Origin of the sequence: Variovorax sp. (assembly GCF_965279555.1) — a bacterium.
GTDB lineage: Bacteria > Pseudomonadota > Gammaproteobacteria > Burkholderiales > Burkholderiaceae_C > Variovorax.
The window spans coordinates 1,992,850-2,018,402 of the sequence record NZ_OZ257247.1; the positions used below are offsets into that span (position 1 = coordinate 1,992,850).

At 67.1% G+C, this 25,553-nt stretch carries 24 protein-coding genes; 5 read left to right on the forward strand and 19 right to left on the reverse strand.

Going from position 1 to position 25,553, the window contains the following annotated elements; translation table 11 throughout:
• Window positions 1-52: 52 nt before the first annotated feature.
• Window positions 53-1,948: an adenylate/guanylate cyclase domain-containing protein gene (locus tag ACQY8B_RS09660; RefSeq protein WP_422086493.1), complete on the forward strand. Its 1,896-nt coding sequence runs from the start codon at window positions 53-55 to the stop codon at window positions 1,946-1,948.
• Here ACQY8B_RS09660 and ACQY8B_RS09665 read toward each other — a convergent pair.
• Window positions 1,932-2,669, reverse strand: a complete 738-nt coding sequence (locus ACQY8B_RS09665; protein ID WP_422086494.1) for a TetR/AcrR family transcriptional regulator — start codon at window positions 2,667-2,669, stop codon at window positions 1,932-1,934. The genes ACQY8B_RS09660 and ACQY8B_RS09665 overlap by 17 nt on opposite strands.
• A 97-nt stretch (window positions 2,670-2,766) precedes the next feature.
• Here ACQY8B_RS09665 and ACQY8B_RS09670 point away from each other — a divergent pair, with 97 nt between their 5' ends.
• Window positions 2,767-4,071 carry an aspartate aminotransferase family protein gene (locus ACQY8B_RS09670; protein WP_422086495.1) on the forward strand — a complete coding sequence of 435 codons (1,305 nt, stop codon included), beginning with the start codon at window positions 2,767-2,769 and terminating at the stop codon, window positions 4,069-4,071.
• Here ACQY8B_RS09670 and ACQY8B_RS09675 read toward each other — a convergent pair.
• The 7 genes from ACQY8B_RS09675 to ACQY8B_RS09705 all read right to left on the reverse strand — a co-directional run bounded on the left by ACQY8B_RS09675 (window position 4,068) and on the right by ACQY8B_RS09705 (window position 10,833).
• Entirely contained in the window at window positions 4,068-5,144 is a 1,077-nt protein-coding gene (locus tag ACQY8B_RS09675; RefSeq protein WP_422086496.1) for an NAD(P)/FAD-dependent oxidoreductase, read from the reverse strand. The genes ACQY8B_RS09670 and ACQY8B_RS09675 overlap by 4 nt on opposite strands.
• Entirely contained in the window at window positions 5,102-5,431 is a 330-nt protein-coding gene (gene fdxA, locus ACQY8B_RS09680) for a ferredoxin FdxA (protein WP_093123335.1), read from the reverse strand. The genes ACQY8B_RS09675 and fdxA overlap by 43 nt, the downstream gene beginning before the upstream one ends.
• Before the next feature lie 42 nt (window positions 5,432-5,473).
• Window positions 5,474-6,814, reverse strand: a complete 1,341-nt coding sequence (locus tag ACQY8B_RS09685; RefSeq protein ID WP_422086497.1) for a sulfate adenylyltransferase subunit 1 — start codon at window positions 6,812-6,814, stop codon at window positions 5,474-5,476.
• Window positions 6,815-6,930: 116 nt separating this feature from the next.
• On the reverse strand, window positions 6,931-7,872 hold the full coding sequence (gene cysD / locus ACQY8B_RS09690) for a sulfate adenylyltransferase subunit CysD (protein ID WP_422086498.1): 942 nt from the start codon (window positions 7,870-7,872) through the stop codon (window positions 6,931-6,933).
• A gap of 51 nt (window positions 7,873-7,923) precedes the next feature.
• Window positions 7,924-8,556 carry a phosphoadenosine phosphosulfate reductase family protein gene (locus tag ACQY8B_RS09695; protein WP_422086499.1) on the reverse strand — a complete coding sequence of 211 codons (633 nt, stop codon included), beginning with the start codon at window positions 8,554-8,556 and terminating at the stop codon, window positions 7,924-7,926.
• 20 nt (window positions 8,557-8,576) lie between these two features.
• The gene (locus tag ACQY8B_RS09700) at window positions 8,577-8,972 is read right to left on the reverse strand and encodes a DUF934 domain-containing protein (protein WP_422086500.1); all 396 of its coding nucleotides are present in this window, start codon (window positions 8,970-8,972) and stop codon (window positions 8,577-8,579) included.
• A 55-nt stretch (window positions 8,973-9,027) separates the two neighbouring features.
• Window positions 9,028-10,833, reverse strand: a complete 1,806-nt coding sequence (locus tag ACQY8B_RS09705; protein WP_422086501.1) for a nitrite/sulfite reductase — start codon at window positions 10,831-10,833, stop codon at window positions 9,028-9,030.
• Between the two features lie 313 nt (window positions 10,834-11,146).
• Here ACQY8B_RS09705 and ACQY8B_RS09710 point away from each other — a divergent pair, with 313 nt between their 5' ends.
• A complete protein-coding gene (locus ACQY8B_RS09710) occupies window positions 11,147-11,713 on the forward strand; it encodes a DUF3237 domain-containing protein (protein WP_422086502.1) in 567 nt (188 codons plus the stop codon).
• Here the strand turns inward: ACQY8B_RS09710 and ACQY8B_RS09715 are convergent.
• From ACQY8B_RS09715 to ACQY8B_RS09750, 8 genes are all read right to left on the reverse strand, one after another.
• The gene (locus ACQY8B_RS09715) at window positions 11,710-12,528 is read right to left on the reverse strand and encodes a M55 family metallopeptidase (RefSeq protein WP_422086503.1); all 819 of its coding nucleotides are present in this window, start codon (window positions 12,526-12,528) and stop codon (window positions 11,710-11,712) included. The genes ACQY8B_RS09710 and ACQY8B_RS09715 overlap by 4 nt on opposite strands.
• Before the next feature lie 19 nt (window positions 12,529-12,547).
• Window positions 12,548-13,621: a P1 family peptidase gene (locus ACQY8B_RS09720; RefSeq protein ID WP_422086504.1), complete on the reverse strand. Its 1,074-nt coding sequence runs from the start codon at window positions 13,619-13,621 to the stop codon at window positions 12,548-12,550.
• Window positions 13,622-13,655: 34 nt separating this feature from the next.
• Window positions 13,656-14,585 carry a glutathione ABC transporter permease GsiD gene (gene gsiD, locus ACQY8B_RS09725; RefSeq protein WP_422086505.1) on the reverse strand — a complete coding sequence of 310 codons (930 nt, stop codon included), beginning with the start codon at window positions 14,583-14,585 and terminating at the stop codon, window positions 13,656-13,658.
• Between the two features lie 10 nt (window positions 14,586-14,595).
• Window positions 14,596-15,516 carry a glutathione ABC transporter permease GsiC gene (gene gsiC, locus ACQY8B_RS09730; RefSeq protein WP_422086506.1) on the reverse strand — a complete coding sequence of 307 codons (921 nt, stop codon included), beginning with the start codon at window positions 15,514-15,516 and terminating at the stop codon, window positions 14,596-14,598.
• 80 nt (window positions 15,517-15,596) lie between these two features.
• Window positions 15,597-17,150, reverse strand: a complete 1,554-nt coding sequence (gene gsiB, locus ACQY8B_RS09735; protein WP_422086507.1) for a glutathione ABC transporter substrate-binding protein GsiB — start codon at window positions 17,148-17,150, stop codon at window positions 15,597-15,599.
• Window positions 17,151-17,281: 131 nt separating this feature from the next.
• Window positions 17,282-19,159: a dipeptide ABC transporter ATP-binding protein gene (locus ACQY8B_RS09740; RefSeq protein ID WP_106934348.1), complete on the reverse strand. Its 1,878-nt coding sequence runs from the start codon at window positions 19,157-19,159 to the stop codon at window positions 17,282-17,284.
• 158 nt (window positions 19,160-19,317) lie between these two features.
• Window positions 19,318-20,292, reverse strand: coding sequence for an isoaspartyl peptidase/L-asparaginase family protein (locus ACQY8B_RS09745; RefSeq protein ID WP_422086508.1), 975 nt, complete (start codon window positions 20,290-20,292; stop codon window positions 19,318-19,320).
• Window positions 20,289-21,269, reverse strand: a complete 981-nt coding sequence (locus tag ACQY8B_RS09750; protein WP_422086509.1) for a MurR/RpiR family transcriptional regulator — start codon at window positions 21,267-21,269, stop codon at window positions 20,289-20,291. Before ACQY8B_RS09750 ends, ACQY8B_RS09745 begins: the two co-directional genes overlap by 4 nt.
• Window positions 21,270-21,477: 208 nt before the next feature.
• Here ACQY8B_RS09750 and ACQY8B_RS09755 point away from each other — a divergent pair, with 208 nt between their 5' ends.
• Window positions 21,478-22,635, forward strand: a complete 1,158-nt coding sequence (locus tag ACQY8B_RS09755) for an acyltransferase family protein (protein ID WP_422086510.1) — start codon at window positions 21,478-21,480, stop codon at window positions 22,633-22,635.
• A 51-nt stretch (window positions 22,636-22,686) separates the two neighbouring features.
• Here the strand turns inward: ACQY8B_RS09755 and ACQY8B_RS09760 are convergent, their stop codons facing one another.
• Window positions 22,687-23,559 (reverse strand): class I SAM-dependent methyltransferase, encoded by an 873-nt coding sequence (locus ACQY8B_RS09760; protein ID WP_422086511.1) that lies wholly within the window; start codon window positions 23,557-23,559, stop codon window positions 22,687-22,689.
• Window positions 23,560-23,632: 73 nt separating this feature from the next.
• Between ACQY8B_RS09760 and ACQY8B_RS09765 the strand changes: the two genes are divergently transcribed.
• The gene (locus tag ACQY8B_RS09765; protein WP_422086512.1) at window positions 23,633-24,106 is read left to right on the forward strand and encodes a helix-turn-helix domain-containing protein; all 474 of its coding nucleotides are present in this window, start codon (window positions 23,633-23,635) and stop codon (window positions 24,104-24,106) included.
• Here the strand turns inward: ACQY8B_RS09765 and ACQY8B_RS09770 are convergent.
• Together ACQY8B_RS09770 and ACQY8B_RS09775 are read right to left on the reverse strand one after the other, a co-directional pair.
• A complete protein-coding gene (locus ACQY8B_RS09770; protein ID WP_422086513.1) occupies window positions 24,084-24,536 on the reverse strand; it encodes a GNAT family N-acetyltransferase in 453 nt (150 codons plus the stop codon). The two genes, ACQY8B_RS09765 and ACQY8B_RS09770, sit on opposite strands and share 23 nt — an antisense overlap.
• A gap of 9 nt (window positions 24,537-24,545) precedes the next feature.
• A complete protein-coding gene (locus ACQY8B_RS09775) occupies window positions 24,546-25,469 on the reverse strand; it encodes a methylglyoxal synthase (protein WP_422086514.1) in 924 nt (307 codons plus the stop codon).
• Window positions 25,470-25,553 lie beyond the last annotated feature (84 nt).

The following is a 25,553-nucleotide window of genomic DNA, read 5'->3' on the forward strand; positions in this document are numbered from 1 at the left end:
CGCGTGTGCCGATAAGCAGGCAGGAAGAACAAAGAAAGGGAGAGGGATTCGCATGGCCGATGAGGATTTCAAGGGCGCTCGCCTGCGGCGTTTCAGGGTCGACGTAGGCACCATCATCTGTGCCGTCGCGCTGGTGCAGTCGCTGTTGCTGGTGGCCTTCGGCTACTGGGCGGCGGAGAAGCTGGTGTCCAAGGTGGGCACGACCGCGCACAAGACCAACCACGACCGGGTCGAGGACAACGTGCTGGCCTTCCTCGCCAAGACCGAGGGCGTCATCCGCGCCATCGCCGATTCGCCCAGCGTGCATGCGACCGGCGAGGACGGCGAGCAGACAGCCGAGATGCTCTGGACCATGCTGGAGCAGAACCCCGAGCTCGACAGCATCAACGTGGCCACCGACGACGGCCATGTGCTGATGGCCGTTCGCTACCCGGTTCCGGCCATCCGCCAGGTGCTGCGCGGCCCGGACTTCAGCACCGAGACCTGGCAATACAAGAGCTCGCCGGACCTCGAAGGCGGCGACGCCAGGCAGCGTTTCGCGACGACCTCCATCTCCTCTTACCGCAGCGACTTCGACCCCGAGAAGCGCACCTGGTACCGGGAGGCGGTGAAAGCGAAAGGCCCGGTGTGGACCGAGCCCTTCCTGATGAGCGACGCGCAGGAACTCGCCATCGGCCACGCACGCCCCTCCAGCCGCGTCGACGAAGAAGGCCGAAGGCGCGGGCTCGTGGTCGACGCCAATGTGTCGCTGGGGCATCTGTCGAGGCTCGTGCGTATCTTCGGCGCGCTGGGCAACGGCGAGAGCGCCTTGCTGAGTTCCGACCACCACGTGATCGCGCGCAGCGACCATCCCGACCCGGTGCGCCAGCTCGAATCGCCCGACACCGGCGTGCTCGGCGCCATTCATGCGCACATGCTCGCGGCCAGCACGGCGGGCGGTGCCGACGACCTGGCTTTCTCACTCGAGCATGAAGGGCGCAACTACCTCGTGCAGACCTCGCACATGCCGCACACGCGGTGGCAGCTCGTCAGCTGGGAGCCCGAGGAGATGCTGCTCGGCGGCCTGCAGCGCTCGGTGTTGTGGTCATTGCTTTTGACGCTCAGCTTCCTCGGGCTGGCGCTGTTCATTTCGCTGCGGCTGTCGAAGCTGGTGACCGGGCCCATCGAAAACCTCTCGCGCGTCGCGCGCCGCATCGGGCGGCTGGAGCTGGACAACCTGCCGCTGGAGCCGAGCCGGGTGCTGGAGGTCCAGCACCTCAACCAGGCGCTGGACGAGTCGGCGCGCAGCCTGCAGGCCTTCAGGAAGTTCGTGCCGGTGGACATCCTGCAGCAACTCGTGGCCAAGGGGCACGCGCTCACGCCCGGCGGCTCGCCGCGCCGAGTCACCGTGATGTTCACCGACGTGGAGGGCTTCACCAGCATCTCGGAATCGATGCAGGCCGACGTGCTCGTGAGGCAGCTGACCGAGTACTTCAACCTCGCGTCCGGCATCTTCGCGCGGCATGGCGGCGTGGTCGACAAATTCATGGGCGACGGCATCATGGTGCTGTGGGGTGCGCCGGCCGACCTGGAAGATGCGGAGTACCGCGCCTGCCTGGCGGCGCTGGAACTGCATGGCCGGATGAAAGCGCTCAACGACAAGTGGCGCGCGGAAGGCCTGCACGAGTTTCGCACGCGCGTCGGCATTCACACCGGCCCCGTGATCGCCGGCGTGCTCGGCTCCAGCAACCGACTGTCGTACACCGCAATCGGCGACACGATCAACGCGGCGAGCCGTATCGAGGCCGCCAACAAGGAGCTGGGCACGCGCACGCTGATATCGCAGGAGACCTTCGACGGGCTGGGCGGGCGCCTGCCCACGCGCCGCATCGAGGAACTGGCGGAACTGCGCGGCCGGCAGACGCGCATGGTGCTGTACGAGCTGCTCGAGACTACGCCGCCGGCCTGACCCTGCGCGCGAAGGCTTCGAGCCCGTCGATGGTCATCTGGATGTGGCGCTCGAAGCTGCTGTCCAGCGGCACCGTGGTGCCGTTGTCCCAGCGCACGATGAAGGCCTTGTTGGCCAGCAATGGCAGGTTGCGCGTAAGCACCGGGTGGTCGAGCGGGCGGATGGTGTGCACGCGTTCGCGCAGTTCCTCGGCCCAGGCCTGGGTGTTGTCGGCGGGCAGGGGTGAGAACTCCATCGTCAGGAAACCCAGCATCGCCGCGATCACGCAGTTGTAGGCCTCCAGCAGAGGTTCGCCCTCGAAGCCCGCCTCGGTCAACGCGGCCAGGACGCCTTCGACCAGCTCCGTCGGCAGGCTGCCGTTGGACACCAGTTGCGCGCCCAGCAGTTGCGCCACGTTCGGGTGGCGCCGCACGGCGTCGCGGCAGCGGCGGAACAGTGCCGCGATCCATGCCTGCCATTCGAGCTTGCCCGCAGGCGGCGCAACGCTGGCCATGACGACAGCCGCCACTTCGGCCAGCAGGGCTTCGCGCGTGCTGACGTGCCAGTGCACCGTGGCCGGATACACGCCGAGCCGCGCCGCCACCTCGCGCATGCTGAACGCGCCGAGGCCGAACTCGTCGATCAGTGCCAGCGCGACTTCGGCGATGCGCTGCTTCGTCAGCTCGCCGCCGCCGGCGGGGCGGCCGACGGAGCGGGGCTTGGGTGGCGGGGTCGTCTTCATGGTCGATGCCATTGTGCGGCAGCTCAATTGATCGTATAAACAATTTTAATTGTTCACTGATCAATTAATCCCTGTCTGCAAACCAAGGACATCCGCCATGACCCATGCCGCCATCGACCAGGCCCTTGCCGATGCGTACCAGCGCTTCACCGACGCCAACCCGGCCAGCCAGCGCCAGTTCGAAACACAGGCGCGCTACATGCCCGGCGCCAACAGCCGCTCCGTGCTGTTCTACGCGCCGTTCCCCCTGACCATCGCAAGGGGCGAGGGCGCCGCGCTGTGGGACGCAGACGGCCACCGCTATTCAGACTTCATCGCCGAGTACACGGCCGGCGTATACGGCCACTCCGCGCCGGAAATCCGCGAGGCCGTCATCGAGGCGATGCAAGGCGGCATCAACCTCACGGGGCACAACCTGCTCGAAGGCCGGCTGGCCCGGCTGATCTGCGAGCGCTTTCCGCAGATCGAGCAACTGCGCTTCACCAACTCGGGCACCGAGGCCAACCTGATGGCGCTCACGGCGGCCCTGCACTTCACCGGGCGCCGCAAGATCGTCGTTTTCTCGGGCGGCTACCACGGCGGGGTGCTGGGCTTCGGCGCCAGGCCTTTGCCGACCACCGTGCCGTTCGACTTTCTCGTGCTGCCCTACAACGACGCCCACACCGCCCGCGCGCAGATTGAGCAGCACGGCCCCGAGATCGCCGCGGTATTGGTCGAGCCGATGCAGGGCGCGAGCGGCTGCATTCCGGGGCAACCCGACTTCCTGCAGGCCTTGCGCGAATCGGCCACGCAGGTGGGCGCGCTGCTGGTCTTCGACGAAGTCATGACCTCGCGGCTGGCGCCGCACGGGCTGGCGAACAAGCTCGGCATCCGTTCGGACCTGACCACGCTGGGCAAGTACATCGGCGGCGGCATGTCTTTTGGCGCCTTCGGCGGGCGCGCCGACGTGATGGCACTGTTCGACCCGCGCACCGGCCCGCTGGCCCATTCGGGCACCTTCAACAACAACGTGATGACGATGGCGGCAGGCCATGCCGGGCTCACTAAGCTGTTCACGCCCGAGGCGGCCGGCGCGCTGGCCGACAGGGGCGAGGCGATGCGGGCGCGGCTCGACGCGCTGTGCGCGAAGGAGGGCGTCGCCATGCAGTTCACCGGCATCGGCTCGCTGATGAACGCGCATTTCGTGCAGGGTGAGGTGCGCAGTACCGACGACCTGGCGGCGGTCGACGGGCGGCTGCGGCAACTGCTGTTCTTCCACCTGCTGAACGAGGGCATCTACACCTCGCCGCGCGGCTTCGTCGTGCTGTCGCTGCCGCTGACGGATGGGGACATCGACCGCTACGTGGCCGCCATCGGCAGCTTCATCGGCGAGTACAGGGCGCTGCTGCCCCGCGCGGATTAGGCCTTGCTCACGCCCAGCAGATCGTGCAGCCGCGTGCTGGTGGTCGTGTACTGCAGCGGCACCGCCTTGCCCGGAAACACGATGGAGGTTGCACCCCAGGCGGCCAGCGTGGCCTCGTGGAAGCCGCAGACGATGAGCTTCTTCTTGCCCGGGTAGGTGTTGATGTCGCCCACAGCGAACACGCCGCGTTCGCGGGTTTCGTATTTCTCGGTGTCGACCGGCACCTGCTTGCGCTCCAGTTCCAGCCCCCAGTCGGCGATGGGGCCGAGGCGCGGGGAAATGCCCAGGCAGGCGATCAGTGCGTCGAGCGGCAGGTCGAGCGTGGTGGCGTCGGGCGTGACGATCTGGAGCTGCTTGCCGTCGAAGGCGCCGGGTTGGCCGACCTTGAAGGCCAGCTTGCCCTGCGCCACGAGCCGGCGCATGGCCGCGACCGTGGCCTCGTCGGCCTGGAAACCGTCGCGGCGATGGACCAGCGTGACATGCGAGGCCGTGCCAGTCAGCGCGATGGCGGTTTCCAGCGCAACGCCGTCGCCGCCGTTGACCACCACGGTCTGCCCCGCGAAGCGGTCCAGCGAATCGGGGTGATAGAAAAGAGACGTGCCCTCGAAGCGCTCGATGCCTTCCAGCGCAATGCGCTTTGGCACGAAGGCCCCGACGCCCGCCGCGATGAACACGGTCTTCGCCAGGAAAGCCTTGCCGGCCGAGGTGGTCAACAGCAGCCGGTCGTCCGGTTGCCGGGCCAGCGTGGCTACCTGCTCACCGAAGTGGAACTGCGGCTTGAACGGCGCCACCTGCTGCAACAGCGACTTTGCCAGGTCGCGCCCGCTGGTCACTGGCGTGCCGGGAATGTCGTAGATCGGCTTGTCGCCATACAGCGCCACGCACTGGCCGCCCGCGGCGGGCAGTGCGTCGACGATGTGGCAGGAGATTTCGAGCAGGCCCAGCTGGAAGGCCTGGAACAGCCCCACGGGGCCGGCACCGACGATCAGGGCGTCGGTCTCGATGGGCGCGGCGATGGCGGCCGGCTGGTTCAGCGGATCAGCTCCCCGACCTTGTCCGTCTTGTCTTTCCATTCTTCGGCATCAGGCAGCGCGGGCTTGCGCTTGGTGATGCTCTTCCAGCCGTCGGCCAGGGCCAGCTCGGCGTTGATCTTGATGAAGGCGATCTGGTTGGCCGGCAGGTCTTCCTCGGCGTAGATGGCGTTGACCGGGCACTCGGGAATGCAGACCGCGCAGTCGATGCATTCGTCCGGGTCGATCACCAGCATGTTGGGACCTTCGCGGAAGCAGTCGACGGGGCAAACGTCCACGCAGTCGGTGTATTTGCAACGGATGCAGGCTTCGGAGACGACGTGGGTCATTTGTCTTTTTGCGTCAGAAGTGGTCGGGAAAAACCCTAGATTTTAGGCCTTTGCGGCGGCGGGCTGCACGAGCACGGCGGCAGCGGTCTTGTGGGAGGCCGTATCGACCAGCACCAGCGAGCCCAGCGCACGCGATTGCGTGAACGGCAGCACTGCCAGCGGCTGCTGCAGCGCGAGCACCACGTCACCGATGGAGTTGGCTTCCAGCTGCGTTGCAGGCTCCGATTCGAGCGTGGTGATGTTCACCCGGTCGACGATGCGCGCCACCTTGGCCTTGACCCAGCGGTGGCCTTGCAGCGCCCAGTACACGCGGCCCGCGACCAGCGGCTCGTCGTCGAGCCAGGCCACGGTGGCGGTGATCTCGCGCACCGGCTCGAAGGCGCCGGGCGCCAGCAGCCAGTCGCCGCGCGACACGTCGACCTCGCGGTCGAGCACGATGCCGGCGCTGTGGCCGGCGTGCACCGACTTCGGCTGGCGCGTGTGGCTCAGCACCTGCGCCACGGTGGCGGTCTGGTTGCTCGGCAGCACGGTCACGCGCTGGCCTGGCTCCACATGGCCCGAGGCGACACGGCCCCAGAAAACGCGGCGGCCTTGCGAGGTGTCGGCGGAGGCCGAGAACTTCTCGACCCACTGCACCGGGAAGGCGAAGGGCACGGCCTCGTCCTGCGCGGTCACGGGCAGCTCTTCGAGCAGCTCGAGCAGGCTGGGGCCTTCGTAGCCGACCCAGTCGGCATGGCGCGTGGCCACGTTCCAGCCCTTGAGCGCCGAGATCGGCACGATGGCGGCCACCTGCACGCCGGCCGCTTCGGCGAAGGCGTTGAGTGCGGTCGAGATGCGTTCGAACGCTAGGCCGGCATCGGCAATGGCGTCGAGCTTGTTCACCGCGAACACGATCGACTGCACGCGCAGCAGATGGCACAGCAGCGTGTGGCGGCGCGTCTGCGGCAGCAGCTCGCGCTTGACCACGGTGCCGTCTTCCACTTCGGCGGCCCAGGCCAGCTTGGTGGCGTCGACCAGCACCACGGCGGCGTCGGCAGCCGAGGCGGCGGTGACCATGTTGCGCGTGTACTGCTCATGGCCCGGCGCGTCGCCAATGATGAACTTGCGCTTGGCGGTCGAGAAGTAGCGGTAGGCCACGTCGATCGTGATGCCCTGTTCGCGCTCGGCCGAGAGGCCGTCGGTCAGCAGGGCGAGGTCGGTTTCGCCGCCGCGCTGCACGCCGGCCAGCTGGTCTTGCAGCACGGTCTTGCTGTCGACCAGCAGGCGGCCGATCAGCGTGCTCTTGCCGTCGTCGACCGAGCCGCAGGTGATGAAGCGCAGGGCGGTGCCGGTGTCGCCGTGGACTTCGGCGGGCGAGGCGTTTGAAATGGCAGCAGCGTTCATTGAGTGATTCTCCAATTCGTGGAACACCGCGGAACCGGGTCTGCCGGGCCGCTGGTGTTGCCCCCTTCGAGGGGCTGGGCGTAGCGACACGAAGTGCGCGAAGCCTTGGGGGTGGGTCAGAAGTACCCGTCTTTCTTTCGTTTTTCCATCGAAGCCTCGGACGTCATGTCGTCCATCCGGGTGGCGCCGCGTTCGCTGACGTCCACCGACAGGGTCTCGAGCACCACGTCGTCGGCATCGGCCGCCAGGCTTTCCACCGGGCAGGTGGTGGTGATGTCGCCCACGGTGCGAAAGCGCACGTCGCGCACCTGCACCGTTTCGCCGTCGCGCGGCGGTGTCAGTTCGGTCACGGGCACCAGCAGGCCGCGGCGTTCCACCACTTCGCGCTTGTGCGTGTAGTAGATCGAAGGCAGTCCGACTTCCTCGCGGGCGATGTACTGCCACACGTCGAGTTCGGTCCAGTTCGAGATCGGGAACACGCGGAAGTGTTCGCCCGGGGCCAGGCGGGTGTTGAACAGCGTCCACAGTTCGGGGCGCTGGTCCTTGGGCTGCCACTGGCCGAAGCTGTCGCGGTGCGAAAAGATGCGCTCCTTGGCGCGCGCCTTTTCCTCGTCGCGGCGGGCGCCGCCGATCAGCGCGTCGAATCGGAATTCCTCGATGGCTTCGAGCAGCGTCACCGACTGGTGCGCGTTGCGCGACTCGCCCGGATGGGCCAGGCGCACGGTGCCGCGCTTCATGGAGTCTTCGACGCTGCGCACGATCAGCTCGGCGCCCAGTTCCCTGGCGCGCTGGTCGCGATAGGCCGTCACTTCAGGGAAGTTGTGGCCGGTGTCGATCATCAGCAGCGGATAGGGGATGCGGCCCACGCCGAAGGCCTTTTCCGCGCACTTCAGCAGCACCAGCGAATCCTTGCCGCCCGAGAACAGCAGGGTGGGGCGCTCGAAGGCGGCCGCCACTTCGCGCAGGATGAAGATGGTTTCTTCCTCCAGCGCATCGAGGTGCTTGTTGGACAGGTGTGCCGGCGGCAGCAGCAGATCGGTTTCGGTACGGGCGTTCATCGGATGGGGTGCTTGCTGAATGCTGGGAATCGGTAGGGCGTTGGCGCTCGCTCAGTGCGCGAGATGCAGGCCGCACTCGCGGTTGTCTTCGCCCTTGGTCGGGTCCACGTAGTCGAAGTTGTTGGGCAATCCGTGTTTCACGCAGTACTCGTGAAGATCCTTGGACGACCAGTGCAGCAGCGGAGCCACCTTGATGAGGCCGTCGGGGTTCACGCTGACCGGGTCCATCTGCGCGCGCACGGCCGTGTCGGTGGCCCGCAGCGCGGTGAACCAGGCCTTGGGCGCCGTCTCGCGCAGCGCGCGGGCAAAGGGCTCCAGCTTCACTTCTTCGGTGAAGGCGGCGTGGCGCGGATCGTCCAGCGCCGGTGTCGGGCCTTCCACGGCTTCGCGATGCGCACGCGAGCGGCGCGGCAGGTAGATGTGCAGGTCCAGGCCCAGCTGCTTCGTCACTTCGTCGGCAAAGCGGTAGGTGGCTTCGGTGTTGTAGCCGTTGTCCATCCACACTACGGGAACATCGCGCTTCACGCGCGTCACCATGTGCAGGATCACGGCCTCGAAGGGACGGAAATTGGTGGTGACGATGGCGCTCTGGCCCAGGCCTAGCGCCCAGTCCACCAGGCCCTCGGCGTTGCGGCCGAGTTCGGTGTTGATGCGTGCGAAATCGATGTCCGTGGCAATGCTCATGTCGAAGTTTTCCTGCGTGCTCAGGCGCCGGCCGCGAAGTGCGGGGCGGTCTGCACCGCATCGCCCTGGTAGAAGGCGTTGAAGCGGTCGAACTGGCGTTGTGCGTCGGAAGCGTCCACGCCTTCCTTGAGCACGGCGCTGGAGAAGCCGGTGCGTTCCATCTGCACCAGCTGGTCGATCAGCACGTCGCCCGTGGCGCGGATGTCGCCCGTGAAGCCCAGGCGGCGGCGCAGCAGGAAAGCCTGGCTGTAGGCGCGGCCGTCGGTGAACTTGGGAAAGTGCAGGTCGATGCGTTCGATGTCCGCCAGGCACACCTCGATGGCGAGCGGGTCGGCGTCGTTGGCCAGTTGCAGGACCTTCGGGTCGCCGTCGTCGATGTGTTCTTCGGCCGAGAGGATGTTCAGGGTTTTTTTCATTAGGAAACCTCCGCGCGATGCGCTACGGTATTCGCCTTGGGAGCGGCCCGGCGGCTCATGCCGCTTCCTCCACCTTGAAACGCGCACCGTTGGCGGCGGCCTTGAACGGGTCCGGGCCCACGCGGCGCAGGGTGTCGATGAAGTTCTCTCCGTTCTCACGGGTGTCGCGGTAGGTGGTGAGCACGGCCTCGATCACGCCCGGCACTTCGGCCGCCGAGAACGAGGGGCCGACCACCTTGCCGGCCTGCGGCGCGCCGCTGAGCGCGGAGCCGTCGGAGCCGCCGAGCGTGACCTGGTACCACTCCTTGCCGTCCTTGTCGACGCCCAGGATGCCGATGTGGCCGCTGTGGTGGTGGCCGCAGGAGTTGATGCAGCCGCTGATGTGCAGGTCGATCTCGCCCAGGTCGTCGAGCTCGTCGAGGTCTTGATAGCGCTCGGTGATGGCTTCGGCGATGGGGATGGAGCGCGCATTGGCCAGCGCGCAGAAGTCGCCGCCGGGGCAGGCGATCATGTCTGTCAGCAGGTGCACGTTGGCGCTGGCGAGGCCGGCGGCGCGGGCGGCGAGCCACAGCGCGTGCAGGTCTTCGGCATGCACCCAGGGCAGCACCACGTTCTGGTCGTGCGTCACGCGGGCTTCGCCGGCCGAGAAGCGGTCGGCCAGCTCGGCGAGGGTGTCGAGCTGGTCGGCCGATGCGTCGCCGGGCGCCTGCTTCAGGCGCTTGAACGACAGCGTGACGGCGCGCAGCGCGGGGTTCTTGTGCGGCGCCACGTTGCGGGCGAGCCAGCGGGCGAACTGCACGTCGTCGGCGGCGTGGGCGCGCAGTTCGGCGTCGGTCTTCTCGGCGCTCTGAAGCACGCGGGTGGCCAGCGTCGGTGGCACGAAGGAGGCGGCCACGCGGTCGAACTCGGCCTGAGTGATGGTGTGCGGCGCGCCGTCGTGCTCGAGGATCTGCTTGTACTCGGCGTCCACGTCGTCGATGTAGCGCTGGCCTTCGGCCTTCACCAGGATCTTGATGCGCGCCTTGTAGATGTTGTCGCGGCGGCCGTAGCGGTTGTAGACCCGGATCACCGCTTCGAGGTAATTCATGATCTGCTGCCACGGCAGGAACTCGCGCAGCACCGTGCCCACGATGGGCGTGCGGCCCATGCCGCCGCCCACCTGCACGCGGAAGCCCACATCGCCAGGGGCGATGTTTTGTGATGCATCGCCGGCTTCATGCTTCACGATGTGCAGGCCCACGTCATGCCAGCCGGTGGCGGCGCGGTCTTCGGTGGCGCCGGTGATGGCGATCTTGAACTTGCGCGGCAGGAACGCGAACTCGGGGTGCAGCGTGCTCCACTGGCGCATGATTTCGGCGTAGGGGCGCGGGTCGGCGATCTCGTCGACGGCGATGCCGGCGCGCTCGTCGCTCGTGATGTTGCGGATGCAGTTGCCGCTGGTCTGGATGCCGTGCATGTCGACCGAAGCCAGCAGGTCCATCACGTCGGCAGACTTGGCCAGCGGAATCCAGTTGAACTGGACGTTCTGGCGCGTCGAGAAGTGGGCGTAATGGGTGGGCAGCTTCTGGCTGCCGAGCAGGCCTTGCGTTTCGATGGCCTTGCGGTAGACCTCGGCTTCGGGCTCGTCGTACTCGCGGGCGATGCGGGCCAGCACGCGGATCTGGCGGCTGGAGAGCTCGCCGTAGGGCACGGCCACGCGCAGCATGGGCGCGTAGCGCTGGACGTACCAGCCGTTTTGCAGCCGCAGCGGGCGGAACTCGTCTTCGTGGAGGCGGCCCTTCTGCCAGCGCTCGAGCTGGTCTCGGAACTGGGCGGCTCGTTGATGAACGAACTGGCGATCGAATTCTGTGTATTGGTACATCGTGCGTGTGTCTTGAAGAAGTGCGGTGCCGCACGTACAACGGGGCGCCCCAGCAAGAAGCCGAGATTCTGGAAGCGCGGCTTATGGAAACAAACTATTTTTTGGTTCGCGCCTTATGCGGATAAGCTTATTCGCCAGTATCCATGCGGGTTTCCAGGCGGTTTGATGCTTATTCCGGATAAAGCGAAAGCGCCTACTGGTCGTCGCCATGCCGACTGCCGGTGAATGAAACAGCAAGGGTAAATGCTGACGCGGCGGCCGCTGTACGGCGTTGAAATGATTATCCCGAATAATCAAATCGACGCAGGACGCAATGAGCTCCCAGCCTTCTTCGACCTCGCGCCGCGGCGCGCTGATTGCCGGAATCACCGCCGTGGCCACGCTTGCCGATGCGAGGGCGGCCGGCGCGCCGCCATCGGCCATCGCCACCCCGACCAGCGAGCGCATTCCCGTCGTGCTGCCGCGCACGGAATTCGTCTATGAAGCCATCGTCGACATCGCCGCGCCGATGACGCTGGGCGCCTCGCCTTTCGGCGAGCGCTTCATGGTGCCGATCACGGGTGGTTCGTTCGAGGGCCCGGGCCTGCGCGGCACGGTACTGGCGGGAGGTGCCGACCGCCAGCTGCTGCGCCGCGACGGCGCGAAGAACCTAGATGCCGTGTACGAGCTGAAGACCGACGACGGCGTGGTGATCTCGGTGCGCAACACCGTGTTGTCGCGCAGCCCGAAGAATGCGCCGCGCTATGTGTTCTCCACGCTGCAGATCGTTGCGCCCGAGGGCAGATACGGCTGGCTCAACGACTTCGTCTACGTGGGCACGCTCGATGCGCTGCGGCCGCAGCGCGAGGCCGTGGTGATCCGCGTCTACAAGGTTGTCTAGCGCAGCATCGTCGACATCGCCGAGCAGCAGTTCAGCATGCGCACTGCTGCCTCCACCGTAGGCGCGGTGAAGCGCAGCGTCACGCCGTCGACGCGCTCGAAGCTCGGCCACTGGCAGAACAGGTCGGCCAGCGCGGGCGTCTGGCAGCGAAGCGTGACCTGTTGCGGCCCCTTGAACACCAGCGGCTGTGCGTTCGCGCGCGCAGCCAACGCTTCTTCCACCCCTGCGCGAATCGCTCGGCGCGACTGCTCGGGCGACAGCGACACGCCACTGTTGTTGCCCGTGGCCCGCTTGGTCTGCACGAAGGTCGCGTGTGGAAACAGGGGGCGGTTCTCGGCGATGAACACGTCGTCGCCGCTGCCCATCACCACAGGCGCGCCGTATTCGCCGGCCAGCGCGCCGTAGACGCCGGCTTCGCCCAACTCCTGCTCGCCGAACCAGATGCCGCCGAATGCAAAGCCGTTGATCGTGTGCGCGAGGATGCCGCGCCCATGTGCGCGCGAGTGGTAGCCCACCATGCAGACCGCGTCCACGCCTTCGTCCACGCCGGCCACCATGCTCAGGTAGCGTGGCTTGCCTTGCACCACGCGGGCGCGCGGATCCAGCACATCGGGTGGCATGTTGCGGAAACCGCCGTGCGAGTCGTTCACCAGCACCTCGGTGGCGCCCGCGTCGAAGGCGCCGGCGATGGCGGCGTTGGCCTCCTGCGCCATCAGCAGGCGTGCGCGTTCGTACTCGGGGTTGCCCTGGCGCGTCTGCTCGGGGTGGTAGACGCCTGCGACGCCTTCGATGTCGGTGGAGATCAGGACTTTCATGGGCGCAATGTGATCGGAATCAGGAAGAAAGAGAAAGGGCCGGCAGCAGGTCTCGGAGCGAGGCGCGGTGGTTGCCGTCGCGTCCGGTCACGGCCGTGGCGTGCCACAGGGCATGAATGATCGCCTGTTCCGTGCTGTCGGCGGCGGCCTGGAACAGGCCGTCGAGCAGCCCGTCGTGCAGCATCGCCACGGCGGGCATCGGGCGTTCGACGCTGCCGGGCACGGTGTAGGCGGTGGAAAAGGCCAGCACGATGTCGCCGCTGCCGTGGCCGTAGACCGAGCCGGTGCGGGCCAGTCCGGCGCCCGCGCGCAGTGCCAGCCGGCCCAGTTGGCGCGCGTCGAGCGGCGCGTCGGTCGCGACGACGATGATGATCGAGCCCTTCTCGGGCTCCGTCGATGCCGGTACGCCGCGCACGGCCTGCAGCTGCGCCAGCCGGTCGCCGATTGCATGGCCCGCCAGCAGCAGTTGCGGCTGGCGTCCGTAGTTGGCCAGCACCAGCGTGCCCACCGTGTGCAGCCCGCGGCCGCGCGCCGACACCCGGCGCGACGCGCTGCCGATGCCGCCCTTGAGCTGGAAGCTCGACATGCCGCGCCCCGCGCCGACCGAGCCCTGTGCGAAGTCGGCTGCGGCGCTGTCGTGCGCGCGCAGGTAGTCGGCCTCGCTCACCGCCAGCCGCTGGATGTCGTTGAGGAAGCCGTCGTTGCACTCGAACACCAGCGGGTTGACCGTGGGCAGCGAGCGCCCGGTCTCGGGGTTGGCTGCCGCGCACTGGCGGATCTGTGCCGTGGCCACAGTGCCGACCGAGAAGGTGTTGGTCAGCGCGATCGGCGTCTCCAGCACGCCCAGCTCCGCCAACTGCACCAGCCCCACGCTCTTGCCGAAACCGTTGAGCACCACGGCGGCGGCCGGCACCTTGTCGCGGAACGGGTCGCCCTGGTGCGGGCGGATCACCGTCACGCCGGTCTGGATGCCGCCGTCGTCCAGGGTGCTGTGGCCGACGGTGACGCCGGCCACGTCCGCGATGGTGTTGCGCTCGCCCTGGAGCAGGGTGCCGATGAACGGCGGGGCGGTGGGCTGCATCGGGGAGGACATGGAAGGCATCGGAGAAATCGAGGCGAGAGAAGGACTACTGGCGGTCGATCTTGGGATCGAGCGCGTCGCGCAGTGCGTCGCCCAGCAGGTTGAAGGCGAGCACGGTGAAGAAGATGGCCAGGCTGGGGAACAGCGCCACGTGCGGCGAGGTCACCATGTCGGCGCGGGCCTCGCTGAGCATCGCGCCCCACTCGGGCGTCGGCGGCTGCGCACCCATGCCCAGGAACGACAGGCTGGCCGCCGTGATGATCGAGGTGCCCACGCGCATCGAAAAGTACACCACGATCGACGAGATGGTGCCCGGCAGGATGTGCCGCACGATGATGGTCCAGTCCGACGCGCCGATGCTGCGCTCGGCCTCGATGTAGGTCTGCTGCTTGAGCACCAGCGTGTTGCCGCGCACCAGGCGCGCGAAGGCCGGCACGCTGAACACCGACACCGCCACCACCACGTTGGTCATGCTGCTGCCCAGGATGGCCACCACGCCCAGCGCCAGCAGGATGCCGGGGAATGCGAACAGCACGTCCGACACGCGCATCACGATGCGGTCCCACCAGCCTTCGTAGTAGCCCGCCAGCAGGCCGAATGCGGTGCCGACGAAGCCGCCCACCAGCACCGACAGGAAGCCCGCCATCAGCGAGATGCGCGCGCCCATCAGGATGCGGCTGAAGATGTCGCGGCCCAGCGGGTCGACGCCGAACCAGTGCGTGGCCGAGGGGCCGCTGTTCAGCATGTCGTAGTCGAAGAAGTTCTCCGGATCGAAAGGCACGATCCACGGCGCGAACACCGCGACGAACACCAGCAGCAGCACGAAGGCCGCGGCAATGATGCCCACGGGCTGCTTCTTGAAGCGGCGCCAGCATTCGCCCCAGGGCGTGCGGACCTTGCCGGCGGTTTGCACCGCGGCAACGGGAGACAGTGGAACGATGGATTCGGCAGGCACGCCGGAAGCTTGTTGCGTCATGGCTGCTTGCTCACTTGTATCGGATGGTGGGGTTGATGTAGCCGTACAGCACGTCCACCACCAGGTTGATCAGGATGAATTCGAGCGAGAACAGCAGCACCAGCGTCTGGATCACGGGGTAGTCGCGCATCTGCACGGCGTCGACCAGCAGGCGGCCGAGGCCGGGCCAGTTGAACACCGCCTCCACCAGGATAGAGCCGCCCAGCAGGAAGCCGAACTGCAGGCCCATCATGGTGACCACCGGGATCAGCGCATTGCGCAGCGTGTGCTTGAACACCACGCTGGTTTCGCGCACGCCCTTGGCGCGCGCGGTGCGCACGAAATCTTCCTGGATCACCTCGACGAAGGAGGCCCGCGTGAAGCGCGCCATCACGGCGGCCACCGCCGCGCCCAGCGTGATCGAGGGCAGGATGTAGTGTTTCCAGCTGCTGGCGCCCACCGTGGGCAGCCAGCCGAGCTGGACCGAGAAGATCTGCATCAGCAGCATGCCGAGTGCAAATGCGGGAAAGGAGATGCCCGACACGGCGAGCGTCATGCCCAGCCGGTCAGGCCATTTGTTGCGGTACACCGCCGAGACGATGCCGATGCCCATGCCGAAGATCACCGCCCACACCATGCTGGTGATGGTCAGCATCACCGTCGGGAAGAAGCGCTCGCCGATTTCCACCGACACCGGCCGCCGCGTGCGGATCGAGGTGCCGAAGTCGCCTTGCAGCATGTGGGTGAAGAAGTTCACGAACTGCTGCGGCAGCGGCTTGTCGAGGCCCAGCTCCGCGCGGACCATGGCCACGGTCTGCTCGTCGGCTTCCTGGCCGGCGGCAAGGCGCGCCGGATCGCCGGGCAGCATGTGGACGAACAGGAACACCAGCACCGCCACGATGAGCAGTGTCGGGATCAGGCCCAACAGTCGTTTGAGAAAGTAGTTCAGCATGGGGTGCGGTTGCCGCGAGCGGGCGACGGCGGCATGCCATCGCCCGTCGGGCATTCAGTCAGGAAACGAAGAGCCGGCGATCAGTTCGACACCGCGATGGCGTCGATGTTGATGTTGCCGTCGGGCATCACGAACACGCCCGAGAGGCGCTTGGCGTGCGCCGACAGGTTCTGTTCCGTGATCATCGGCACGCGGGGCAGGTCCTTGCGGATTTCTTCCTGCGCGGTCTTGTAGAGCGCGGTGCGTTCCTTTTCGTCGACAGTCACCAGCGCCTTGGCCAGCGCGTTGTCGACCACCTCGCTCTTGTAGAACGACATGTTGTTCAGCTTGGGCGCCCAGGCTTCCGAGGCGAACAGCGGGCGCAGGCCCCAGTCGGCTTCACCGGTCGACGACGACCAGCCGGTGTAGTACATGCGGACCTTGGCCGTCTTCGGATCCGGCCATGCGTCCACCTGCTCGGTGCGCTGGCCCACTTCGAGCGCCTGCACCTGCAGCTTGATGCCGATCTGCGCGAGCTGCTGCTGCACGAACTGGATCGTCTTCTGGCTGGTCGTGTTGTTGTAGGCGCTCCACAGCACCGACTCGAAGCCGTCGGGGTAGCCGGCTTCCTTCATCAGTTCCTTGGCCTTCTTCAGGTCATAGGGGATGGGGGCCATCTTCTCGGCGTACTTCACGCCCTGCGGCAGCACGCCCTGCGCGGGGAAGGCATAGCCGCCGAACGCGACCTTGGCCAGCGCTTCCTTGTTGATGGCGTAGCCGATGGCTTCGCGCACCTTGGGATTGTCATAGGGCTTCACGAGCATGTTGAATGCCAGGAAGCGCGTGATGATCGACGGCGTGGCCACCACTTCGAGCTTCTCGCTCTTCTTCAGCAGGTCGGCCTGCTCATAGGGAATGGGGTACGCGAAGTCGGCTTCGCCGGTCTGCAGCATCGCTGCGCGCGTGTTGTTCTCGAGCACCGGCTTCCATTGCACCGTGTCGACCTTCGGGTAGCCCTTCTTCCAGTAGCCGTCGAACTTCTTGGCCTTGACGGCTTCGGTCTGCTTCCACTCGACGAACTCGAAGGGGCCGGTGCCCACGGGGTGGAAGGCGATGTCCTTGTTGCCCCACTTCTTCAGCGCGGTGGGCGAGATCATGGCGGCCGATGCGTGGGCCAGCGAGTTGATGAAGGGGCCGAAGGGCTCCTTCAGCGTGATGCGCACCGTGCCCGGGTTCACCGCTTCGACCTTGCTCACGCGGTTGAACTGGTTGTAGCGCAGCAGCTTGTTGTCCTGGTTGAGCACGCGGTCGAGTACGAACTTCACGGCTTCGGCGTTGAAGTCGGTGCCGTCGTGGAACTTCACGCCGGTGCGCAGCTTGATGGTGTAGACCAGGCCGTCCTTCGACACGTCGTAGCTCTCGGCGAGCACGTTCTGCACCTTCAGGTCCTTGTCGAACTGGAACAGGCCTTCATAGAAGGTCTTGGTCACTGCCGTGGTGATGGTGGTGTTGGTGTTGTACGGGTCCAGCGTTTCCGGCTGGTAGCCGATCGACAGAACCACGTCTTTCGCGGCCAGTGCGGTGCCCGAGGCGGCCAGCGCGGCCAGGCCCAGCAGCGCGGATGCCCAGCGCAGGGAGGAAGAAGATTGCTTCATGGAAGAACTCCAGTCGGTTCGAGGAAAAAAGCAGGAGGGGGCCTGCGGGTTGAAAAAATTCTGTGATCCGGAATCAGAAGGCGCCGCCGATGGCATCGAACTTCAAAATGCCCCGCCGATGGCGTCAAACTTCAAAATGCCCCGCCGATGGCGTGGCGTGCCACGAAGTGGCCGGGCGCGACCTGCACCAGCGGCGGCACGTCGGGCTCGTCGCCCACCGCGCGGATCGGGCTTGGAATCTCGCCTTCGAGCAGCGCGCGCGGCTTGTGGCGGCGCGACGGGTCGGCCACCGGCACGGCCGCCATCAGCTTGCGGGTGTAGGCGTGCTGCGGCGCTTCGAACACCGCGCGGCGCGGGCCGATTTCGACAATCTGGCCCAGGTACATCACGGCCACGCGGTGGCTGATGCGCTCCACCACCGCCATGTCGTGCGAGATGAACAGGAAGGCCACGCCCAACTCGCGCTGCAGGTCGAGCATCAGGTTCACGATCTGCGCCTGGATCGACACGTCCAGCGCGGACACCGATTCGTCGGCCACCACCACCTTGGGGTTCAACGCCAGGGCACGTGCAATGGCAATGCGCTGGCGCTGGCCGCCCGAGAACTCGTGCGGATAGCGCTGCGCAACCTCGGGCGGCAGGCCGACCTTCTGCAGCAGCCAGTCGACGCGCTGCTGCGCCTCGGCGCCCTTGGCGATGCCGTGGATCAGCAGCGGCTCCATGATCGAGAAGCCCACCGTCACGCGCGGGTCGAGCGAGGCGAAGGGGTCCTGGAATATGAACTGGATGTTGCGGCGCAGCGCCTGCAGCTCGCGCGTGGGCAGCTCGCGGATGTTCTGGCCGCCGAATTCGATGGCGCCGCTCTGACTCTCGACCAGGCGCAGCAGCGAGCGGCCGGTGGTCGACTTGCCGCAGCCCGATTCGCCGACCAGTGCCAGCGTTTCGCCGGGGTACAGGTCGAAGCTGATCTTCTCCACCGCGTGCACGCGGCGCTTCACTCGGCCGAAGAGGCCGCTGCGCACGTCGAAGCGCGTCACGAGGTCGCGCACGCGAAGAATCGGGCCGGCGTCGGCGCGCACGGTGTCCTGCGGCGTGGCGGGTTCGGGCGGGGCCGCGTCGGCCGGGCTTTCGGTGCGCAGCAGTTCGAACTTGGCCGGCAGGTCGGTGCCCTGCATGGCGCCCAGCTTGGGCACGGCGGACAGCAGCGCGCGGGTGTAGGGGTGCTGCGGCGCCGCGAACACGGTGTCGGAGCTGCCGGCTTCGACCTTGTCGCCGCGGTACATCACCAGCACGCGATCGGCAATTTCGGCCACCACGCCCATGTCGTGCGTGATGAAGAGCACGCCCATGCGCATCTCTTTCTGCAGCTCGCGGATGAGCTGGAGGATCTGCGCCTGGATGGTCACGTCGAGGGCCGTGGTGGGCTCGTCGGCAATCAGCAGCTGCGGCTTGCACGACAGCGCCATCGCGATCATCACGCGCTGTCGCATGCCGCCCGACAGCTGGTGCGGGAAGCGGTCGAGCACGTTGCGCGCTTCCGGAATGCGCACCAGCTCCAGCATGCGCAGCGCTTCGGCGCGCGCGGCCGAGTCGCTCTTGCCCTGGTGGATGCGGATGGCCTCGGCGATCTGGTCGCCGGCGGTGAACACCGGGTTCAGCGACGTCATCGGCTCCTGGAAGATCATCGCGATGTCGGCACCGCGGATGCCGCGCATCGCGCTGTCGCGTGCCTGCGCCAGGTCGAGCACCTCGCCGTTGCGGCGGCGGAACATCATGCTTCCGTTGAGGATGCGCCCGCCGCCGTGCTCCACCAGCCGCATCAGCGCGAGCGAGGTGACCGACTTGCCCGAACCCGATTCGCCCACCACCGCGAGCGTTTCGCCGTGGTCGACGTGGAAGGACAGTTTCTTGACGGCATCGACCGTGCGCTCGGAAGTCGAGAAGCGCACGGTGAGGTCGTCGACGGCGAGGACGCGGCCGTCCGGCAGGGCGAGGGCAGGGGTGGACATGGGAGGCGAGTGAAGATTGCGTTGGCGTTCGGCTTATTGACCGTGGGTCGCTTTTTTTCGCGGGACACCGTGGAACCGGCTTTGCCGGGCCACAGGTGTCGCCCCCTGCAAGGGGGTTGGCGCAGCGACACGAAGTGCGCGAAGACTGGGGGTTTGCTTCATGCTGCGAAGATGGCTGTCTGGGGCTCTTCGTTGCCGCGCGCGTGGCCGCGGTACATGCCTTCGGTGTTGAAGGCCAGGCTCAGGTTGCCGTGGCGGTCGACCGCAATCAGGCCGCCCGTACCGCCGATGGCGGGCAGCGACTGCTGCACCACGGCGTGCGTGGCGGCCTCGAGCGTGGCGCCGGCGTAGGCCATGCGCGCGCACACGTCGTAGGCGGCGGCGACGCGGATGAACATCTCGCCGCTGCCGGTGCAGGACACGGCGGCTGTGCGGTCGTCGGCATAGGTGCCGGCGCCGATGAGCGGCGAATCGCCCACGCGGCCGACGCGCTTGTTGGTCATGCCGCCGGTAGAAGTGGCGGCGGCGAGGTGGCCGTGCATGTCGAGCGCCACGGCGCCGACGGTGCCGAACTTCCTGTCTTCGTCCAGCGGGGCGGCGGGCGCGGCCGTCATGGACGCGCCTTCATGGTCGGTCACCACCCGGCCGGTGCCGCGCACGCGATAAAGCTGCTCGCGGCGCGCTTCGGTAGAGAAGAACGAGGGGTCGACCATCTCCAGCCCGTGTTCGCGCGCGAAGGCTTCGGCGCCCGCGCCTGCCAGCAGCACATGGGCGCCGTCTTCGAGCACGGCGCGCGCGGCACGCACCGGGCGGCGGATGTGGCACACACCTGCAATCGCGCCGGCGGCGAGCGTGGCGCCGTCCATCACGGCGGCGTCGAGTTCATGGGTTTCGTCGTGCGTGAACACGGCGCCGTGGCCGGCGTTGAACAGCGGGCAGTCTTCGAGCAACTCGACGGCCAGGCAGGCGGCATCGAGCGCGGAGGCGCCCTTGAGCAGCGCCGACTGCGCGGCGGCCACGATGCGATTCAGAGCGTCGTGGTAGGCCTGCGCCTGTTCGGCGCTGGTCGTTGCGGCGCTGATGGTGCCGGCGCCACCGTGGATGGCGATCACGGGCACATGGGTCTGGGTCATCGGGGAGCTTTCTTCTTTTTGGGGCCGGCGCCGTTCGGGGCGGCGGCATCGGGTGCGGTGGTGGGGTTCGCGCCGTTCGCGCCGTTCATGCGCAGGAGTCCGTTGGCGCCGTGCAGCCACGGGCGCACGGCCTGCAGGATGCGGCCCGCGGACTGAACCGGATCGGGCGCGCGCAGGGCCACGGCGCTGGTCAGTGCCTCGACCAGCGCGAGCACGCTGGTCTCGCAGTTCGGGCGGTAGCTGGTTTCGGTCTGGCAGTACAGCACCACGTCGGCCAGCGGCGCGAGCGGCGAACTGGGGCGGTCGGTCAGCGCGAGCAGGGCACAGCCCTGGCTGCGCGCAATCTGCGCCAGCGCCACGGTATCGGTCAGGTAGCGCGGGAAGGTGATGCCGATGAACAGGTCCTGCGGCCCGGCATGCATCAGCGTGCGCGCGGAATGCGTCACGCCGCTCACGCCGGAGAGCAGGCGCACGTCGCTGCAGCTGCCGTCCAGTCCGTGCTGCAGCAGGCCGGCGAGCCAGGCGCTAGCGCCGAAGCCGGCGATGTAGATCGAGCGCGCCTTGCCGATGCGCTCGACCGCGGCTTCGCAGGCGGCGTAGTCCAGCGTCTGGCGCGTGGCTTCGATGTTGCGGCGGCTCTCGTCGAGCGCGGTGGCGAACACCTCGGCCACCGTGGTCGGGCGCTCCAGGTTGCCGCGCATGCGCTCCACCGGCGCCACCAGCGGCTCGAAGCCGCGCACCAGCTCCGCGCGGAAGGTGGCGTAGCCGTCGAAGTCCAGCGCGCGCGCGAAACGGTTGGCCGTGGCGACCGACACGCCGACCGCGGCGGCCAGTTCGTCGATGGGCAGCGTCGCGACCTGCAGCGGGTGCTCGAGCACGTAGTCGGCCACTTGGCGATGCGAGCGCGTCAGCCGTGGCAGCGCTTGCGCGATGCGCTGTGCCACGGTGGTGCCTTGGGTGTCGACGGTGCTGTTCATGAAAGGTGCGGAGCGCCCGAAAGTGTGCTTTTTTTGAAAACCAGTTTACAAATATAAGTCAAACAAGAAAATTTTCTGTCATTTCTGACCGTGGATGCAAATACCAGGCCAGCGACGAAGGGGTTTGGCCAAGGTGATTTCGAGGCTTATTTCCCTCGGATGGCGCGCGTTTAAGCTCGTCGGAGTGCTGCTCCTAGGTGTTTTCCCGATGTCGTTGCTTTCCAGTCCGCCCGTCCAACCGCGAAATTTCAGGATCGACGTCCTGCGCGGCATCGCCATCTCGCTGGCGCTGCTGCTGCACTTCCACCTGTCGTACTCGCTGGTGGACAGCCCGCTGGCTGCCGTGCTGCCGGCCGTTTTCATCAAGTCCCTGGCGGTCAACGGCAACTACGGCGTCACCATGTTCTTCGCGGTGTCGGGCTACCTCATCACCTCGACCACGCTGAAGCGCTACGGCAGCCTGGGCGACGTGGACGTGCGCGGCTTCTACGCCTTTCGCTTCGCGCGCATCGTGCCGTGCCTGGTGGTGGCGCTGGCGGTCATCGTCGGGCTCGGCCTGCTCGGGCAGCCGGCGTTCATGAACATCGCCAAGCCGGGGTGGCCGCAGGTCGGCTATCCGGTGGCGGTGCTGTCGGTGCTGACCTTCTGGCACAACCTGCTGATGCAGCACGCGTGGTACTTCAACTACGCGATGAACATCTACTGGTCGCTCTCGGTGGAGGAGGTGTTCTACCTCGCGTTCCCGCTGCTGTGCTTCGGGCTGAAGCGCCAGTGGGCCATCGTGGCCGTGTGGCTGGTGGCGATCGTCGCGGGGCCGGTCTACCGCAGCTTCCACGCGGGCGACGAGATCTACTTCATGTACGGCTATCTCGCATGCTTCGACGCGGTGGCCTTCGGTTGCTGCGCGGCGCTGATCGCACAGCGGTTCAGCCTTGGCGGATGGGCCGGCCGCCAGTTCCAGCTTGCAGCGGCCTGCCTCGTGGCCGTGACTTACCTGCGCGGAATCCACGGCAACGAAGTCTTCGGCTTCACCGCCATCGCCGCCGGAACCGCAGTGCTTCTGGTCGGCGCGCACAACGAGAAGGTGCCGGCCTGGGCGCTGCGCAACAGGGCGCTCGCGGGCCTGCGGTGGCTGGGGCGGCACAGCTACGAGCTGTACCTGTTCCACATCGTCGTGCTGGGGCTGATGCGCGGCGTCGTGGCGCGCGGGGAGATGCCTTCCGAGTGGAAGCTTCCGGCGATGGTGTTCTTCGTTGCGGCGTCGGTGGCGGTTGCGTGGGCCATTGCGCGTTTTTATTCGGAGCCGATGAATGCGTGGCTGCGGCGCAGGTTGTCGGGGGCGAGCCAGCGGCCCACCAGCGCTTAGTCGAGCGAGGGCATGCGGATCAGCCCGGCGCGCAGCGCGAGTTCGATCGCGTCATTCCGTATTCCCGCCCCGCAACGGCGCATGCGCCGCGACCATCCAGCAGGCCGCGGTGAAGCGGACTTCATCGCCACGCACATACGGCTCGAAAGCCGAGCGGACGGCCGTGATGACGCGGGTGCGCGTCTGCTCGTCCTCCTCCTGCAACTGCTTGCCCACAGGGCCGAGCTGGCTCAGGTAGTGCAGCAGGCCTTTCTCGGGCAGCGAGCAAGCCACGTCGATCGGGCGGATGTCGATGCCTTGCCAGCCGCTTTCTCGCAGGATGCGTTCGATGCGCTCCCGGTCCGCAAAGGCGAATTGCCCCGGCGCACCCGGCTTGCGGGGCGGCAGGTTCGGCAGCAGCGGTGCCGCCGCGCGCTCGGCGGTCGTCATGAACGGGTTTTCCGCCGCACCGCGCCAGGCGATGAACCGGAGCCCGGCGCCATCCGTCGCGGCATGCCGCAGGTTGATGAAAGCCCTCACCGGATCGTCGAAGAACATCACGCCGAAGCGCGAGATCAGCAGGTCGAAGCTGGCGGCTCCGAAGGCGTGCGTCTGCGCATTGGCGCAGATGAAGCGGGCTCGCGAGCCTTCCTTCTCGGCCCGGCTTCGCGCCGCCTCGATCATCGGCGCCGAGATGTCGATGCCGACGCACAGGCTTTCCTGTGCGCCCTTCAGCCGCGCGACGGCGAGAGTGGTGGCACCGGTGCCGCAGCCGATGTCGAGCACCCGGCCCGCGGGCCGGTGCGACGCCGCTTCGACGAGCAGGTCCGCGAGCGGCTCGAACATGCGGTCGAGCGTGGCCTGTGTCTCGACCCAGGCGCGCCCGGCGTGTCCGTTCCATAGCCTGGCCTGCTCGTCGCCGTCGTGCTGCGTGATGACTTCCATGATGGTTTCCTTGCTTGCCTTCGAGAGGCGGAAACTGCATTATTGAAATTCAAGTCGACTTGAGGTCAAGAGCATGAAGGAAATGGACATCACCGAAGTGGCGCAACGCTCCGGCGTGCCGGCCTCCACATTGCGCTACTACGACGAAAAGGGGCTGATCGTCCCCATCGGCCGGCGCGGCCTGCGCCGCCTGTTCGACGCGGGCGTGCTCGAGCGGCTGGCGCTCATTGCGCTGGGGCGCACGGCGGGCTTCTCGCTGGACGAGATCGCGCGCATGTTCGGCGCCGACGGGCGTCCGCAGATCGACCGGCTGATGCTCACGGCCAAGGCCGACGAACTCGACAGGACGATCCGCAACCTCAGCGTGATGCGCGACGGCCTGCGGCATGCCGCCGTGTGCTCCGCGCCGAGCCACATGGAATGCCCGAAGTTCCGGCGCATCCTGCGGGCGGCGGGCTCGGGTGCGATCGGCGGGAAGAGCAGAGAGAAAAAGAACGCGCCTAAGCCGCCCAAGGCCGAAAAAGCTAGGCCCGCGCCTTCTGCATGAAGACGCTGAACGGATCCGGGCCGTAGCTGCCGAACGGGCCTCGTGGCTGATAACCCGAACGTGCATAGAGCGCGATGGCTTCGGGCTGGCTCGGTCCGGTTTCCAGCATGAAGGTCGTGCAGCCCTTCGCCGCCGCTTCGCTCTCCAGAAAATTCAGCACCCTGGCCGCAATGCCTTGCCCCCGGTTTTCGGGCCGCACGAACATGCGCTTGAGTTCACCGAATTCCGGGCCGACGACGATGGCGCCGCAGCCGACGGCCTTGCCTTCGCCGTCGCGCGCGACGGCGAACAGCACGTTGGGTGCGGATAGCGCCGCGATGTCGATGCCGTGGTGGCTCTCCGGCGGATAGAGCGGCTTCTGGTACGCGTCGAGGTCGTCGATGAGCTGGATGACGTCTGGCTGGGCGGGGCTTTCGAGGGAAATCTGCATCGGTCGATGTTACTGAGCCGGCAACGCCACGCGCATCGCCTGCGCCCATCGCTCGGCCATTGCCGGCGAGTTGAAGCAGGTGGTTTCCTCGGTCGCGCTGCAGACGGCGCGTTCGAGCAGTTGGATGTCCGCTTCATGCTGCCGGGCCACATGCGGATCCTCGAAGAAGATGACCTTGTGGCAGCGGCGGTCCAGCACCAGTTCGGCGATCTGCGCATCACCGCCCAGGGGACCGCTCTGGTAGCGGCTGACCCACGGCACATCCGCCGGCCATCCGCGCGACCACGCCAGCTCGTTCAGCAGGCCACCTGTCGTGCCGGTCGCCACGCGGTTGCGGAAGCTGGAAAGAAGATCGAAATGAAGCGCGGCAAACGCCACCATCCGCTGCTTCAGTGCATCGTGCGCAATGAGCGCGACGGTCTGCTCCCCGCAGGGCGCGAATGCGTTGCCGGTGGCGTGGCCGGCCAGTGCCAGCTCGATCGCGATCCATTCCCTTGCGCCGGCCGCCGTTGCAAGAAAAGGCTTGCCGTGAATCACGCATTGGCGCTTCAGCGCCTGGGCCTCGGGGTAGAGGGAAGAAGGATCGACCGGATCGATGAAATAGATCACACCGTCGATTTCATCGGCCGGCACCAGGCCGCCGGAGATTCTCGACACGAGCCGCATCAGGCCCCCGTCGGCACCGTGCGGCAAGCGCACGAGCGGTGCATGGCCTGCGAGCAGGCCGTCGCGCAACAGGGCGTCGTGCGTGCCGCCCACGGCAAGAAGGCTCAGGTTCAGGGTGCGGATGCCTGCCTCGCAGGCCTCGGCCCAGCGACCCAGCACTCCGACGCCTTCCTGCCGGTGCAGGCGGTTGGCCACGAGGCCGAAGCGCCTGGGGGCGGCGCGAGGCGCTTGTGCCGGGGGCTGCTGAAGAAGTTGCGATGCGTCCATGTGTCTGTTCACCTTTGACCGAGCTGCATGCCGTATTCGACCACGCCAGAGTGGCACTTTGGAATGCCTTCATCTGGCATCTGC

Bases quoted from the DNA above. Each gene is read 5' to 3' on its own strand.
- ACQY8B_RS09660 (WP_422086493.1), top strand. From the start codon at position 53: ATGGCCGATGAGGATTTCAAGGGCGCTCGCCTGCGGCGTTTCAGGGTC.
- ACQY8B_RS09665 (WP_422086494.1), bottom strand. From the start codon at position 2,669: ATGAAGACGACCCCGCCACCCAAGCCCCGCTCCGTCGGCCGCCCCGCC.
- ACQY8B_RS09670 (WP_422086495.1), top strand. From the start codon at position 2,767: ATGACCCATGCCGCCATCGACCAGGCCCTTGCCGATGCGTACCAGCGC.
- ACQY8B_RS09675 (WP_422086496.1), bottom strand. From the start codon at position 5,144: ATGGAAAGACAAGACGGACAAGGTCGGGGAGCTGATCCGCTGAACCAG.
- fdxA (WP_093123335.1), bottom strand. From the start codon at position 5,431: ATGACCCACGTCGTCTCCGAAGCCTGCATCCGTTGCAAATACACCGAC.
- ACQY8B_RS09685 (WP_422086497.1), bottom strand. From the start codon at position 6,814: ATGAACGCTGCTGCCATTTCAAACGCCTCGCCCGCCGAAGTCCACGGC.
- cysD (WP_422086498.1), bottom strand. From the start codon at position 7,872: ATGAACGCCCGTACCGAAACCGATCTGCTGCTGCCGCCGGCACACCTG.
- ACQY8B_RS09695 (WP_422086499.1), bottom strand. From the start codon at position 8,556: ATGAGCATTGCCACGGACATCGATTTCGCACGCATCAACACCGAACTC.
- ACQY8B_RS09700 (WP_422086500.1), bottom strand. From the start codon at position 8,972: ATGAAAAAAACCCTGAACATCCTCTCGGCCGAAGAACACATCGACGAC.
- ACQY8B_RS09705 (WP_422086501.1), bottom strand. From the start codon at position 10,833: ATGTACCAATACACAGAATTCGATCGCCAGTTCGTTCATCAACGAGCC.
- ACQY8B_RS09710 (WP_422086502.1), top strand. From the start codon at position 11,147: ATGAGCTCCCAGCCTTCTTCGACCTCGCGCCGCGGCGCGCTGATTGCC.
- ACQY8B_RS09715 (WP_422086503.1), bottom strand. From the start codon at position 12,528: ATGAAAGTCCTGATCTCCACCGACATCGAAGGCGTCGCAGGCGTCTAC.
- ACQY8B_RS09720 (WP_422086504.1), bottom strand. From the start codon at position 13,621: ATGTCCTCCCCGATGCAGCCCACCGCCCCGCCGTTCATCGGCACCCTG.
- gsiD (WP_422086505.1), bottom strand. From the start codon at position 14,585: ATGACGCAACAAGCTTCCGGCGTGCCTGCCGAATCCATCGTTCCACTG.
- gsiC (WP_422086506.1), bottom strand. From the start codon at position 15,516: ATGCTGAACTACTTTCTCAAACGACTGTTGGGCCTGATCCCGACACTG.
- gsiB (WP_422086507.1), bottom strand. From the start codon at position 17,150: ATGAAGCAATCTTCTTCCTCCCTGCGCTGGGCATCCGCGCTGCTGGGC.
- ACQY8B_RS09740 (WP_106934348.1), bottom strand. From the start codon at position 19,159: ATGTCCACCCCTGCCCTCGCCCTGCCGGACGGCCGCGTCCTCGCCGTC.
- ACQY8B_RS09745 (WP_422086508.1), bottom strand. From the start codon at position 20,292: ATGACCCAGACCCATGTGCCCGTGATCGCCATCCACGGTGGCGCCGGC.
- ACQY8B_RS09750 (WP_422086509.1), bottom strand. From the start codon at position 21,269: ATGAACAGCACCGTCGACACCCAAGGCACCACCGTGGCACAGCGCATC.
- ACQY8B_RS09755 (WP_422086510.1), top strand. From the start codon at position 21,478: ATGTCGTTGCTTTCCAGTCCGCCCGTCCAACCGCGAAATTTCAGGATC.
- ACQY8B_RS09760 (WP_422086511.1), bottom strand. From the start codon at position 23,559: ATGGAAGTCATCACGCAGCACGACGGCGACGAGCAGGCCAGGCTATGG.
- ACQY8B_RS09765 (WP_422086512.1), top strand. From the start codon at position 23,633: ATGAAGGAAATGGACATCACCGAAGTGGCGCAACGCTCCGGCGTGCCG.
- ACQY8B_RS09770 (WP_422086513.1), bottom strand. From the start codon at position 24,536: ATGCAGATTTCCCTCGAAAGCCCCGCCCAGCCAGACGTCATCCAGCTC.
- ACQY8B_RS09775 (WP_422086514.1), bottom strand. From the start codon at position 25,469: ATGGACGCATCGCAACTTCTTCAGCAGCCCCCGGCACAAGCGCCTCGC.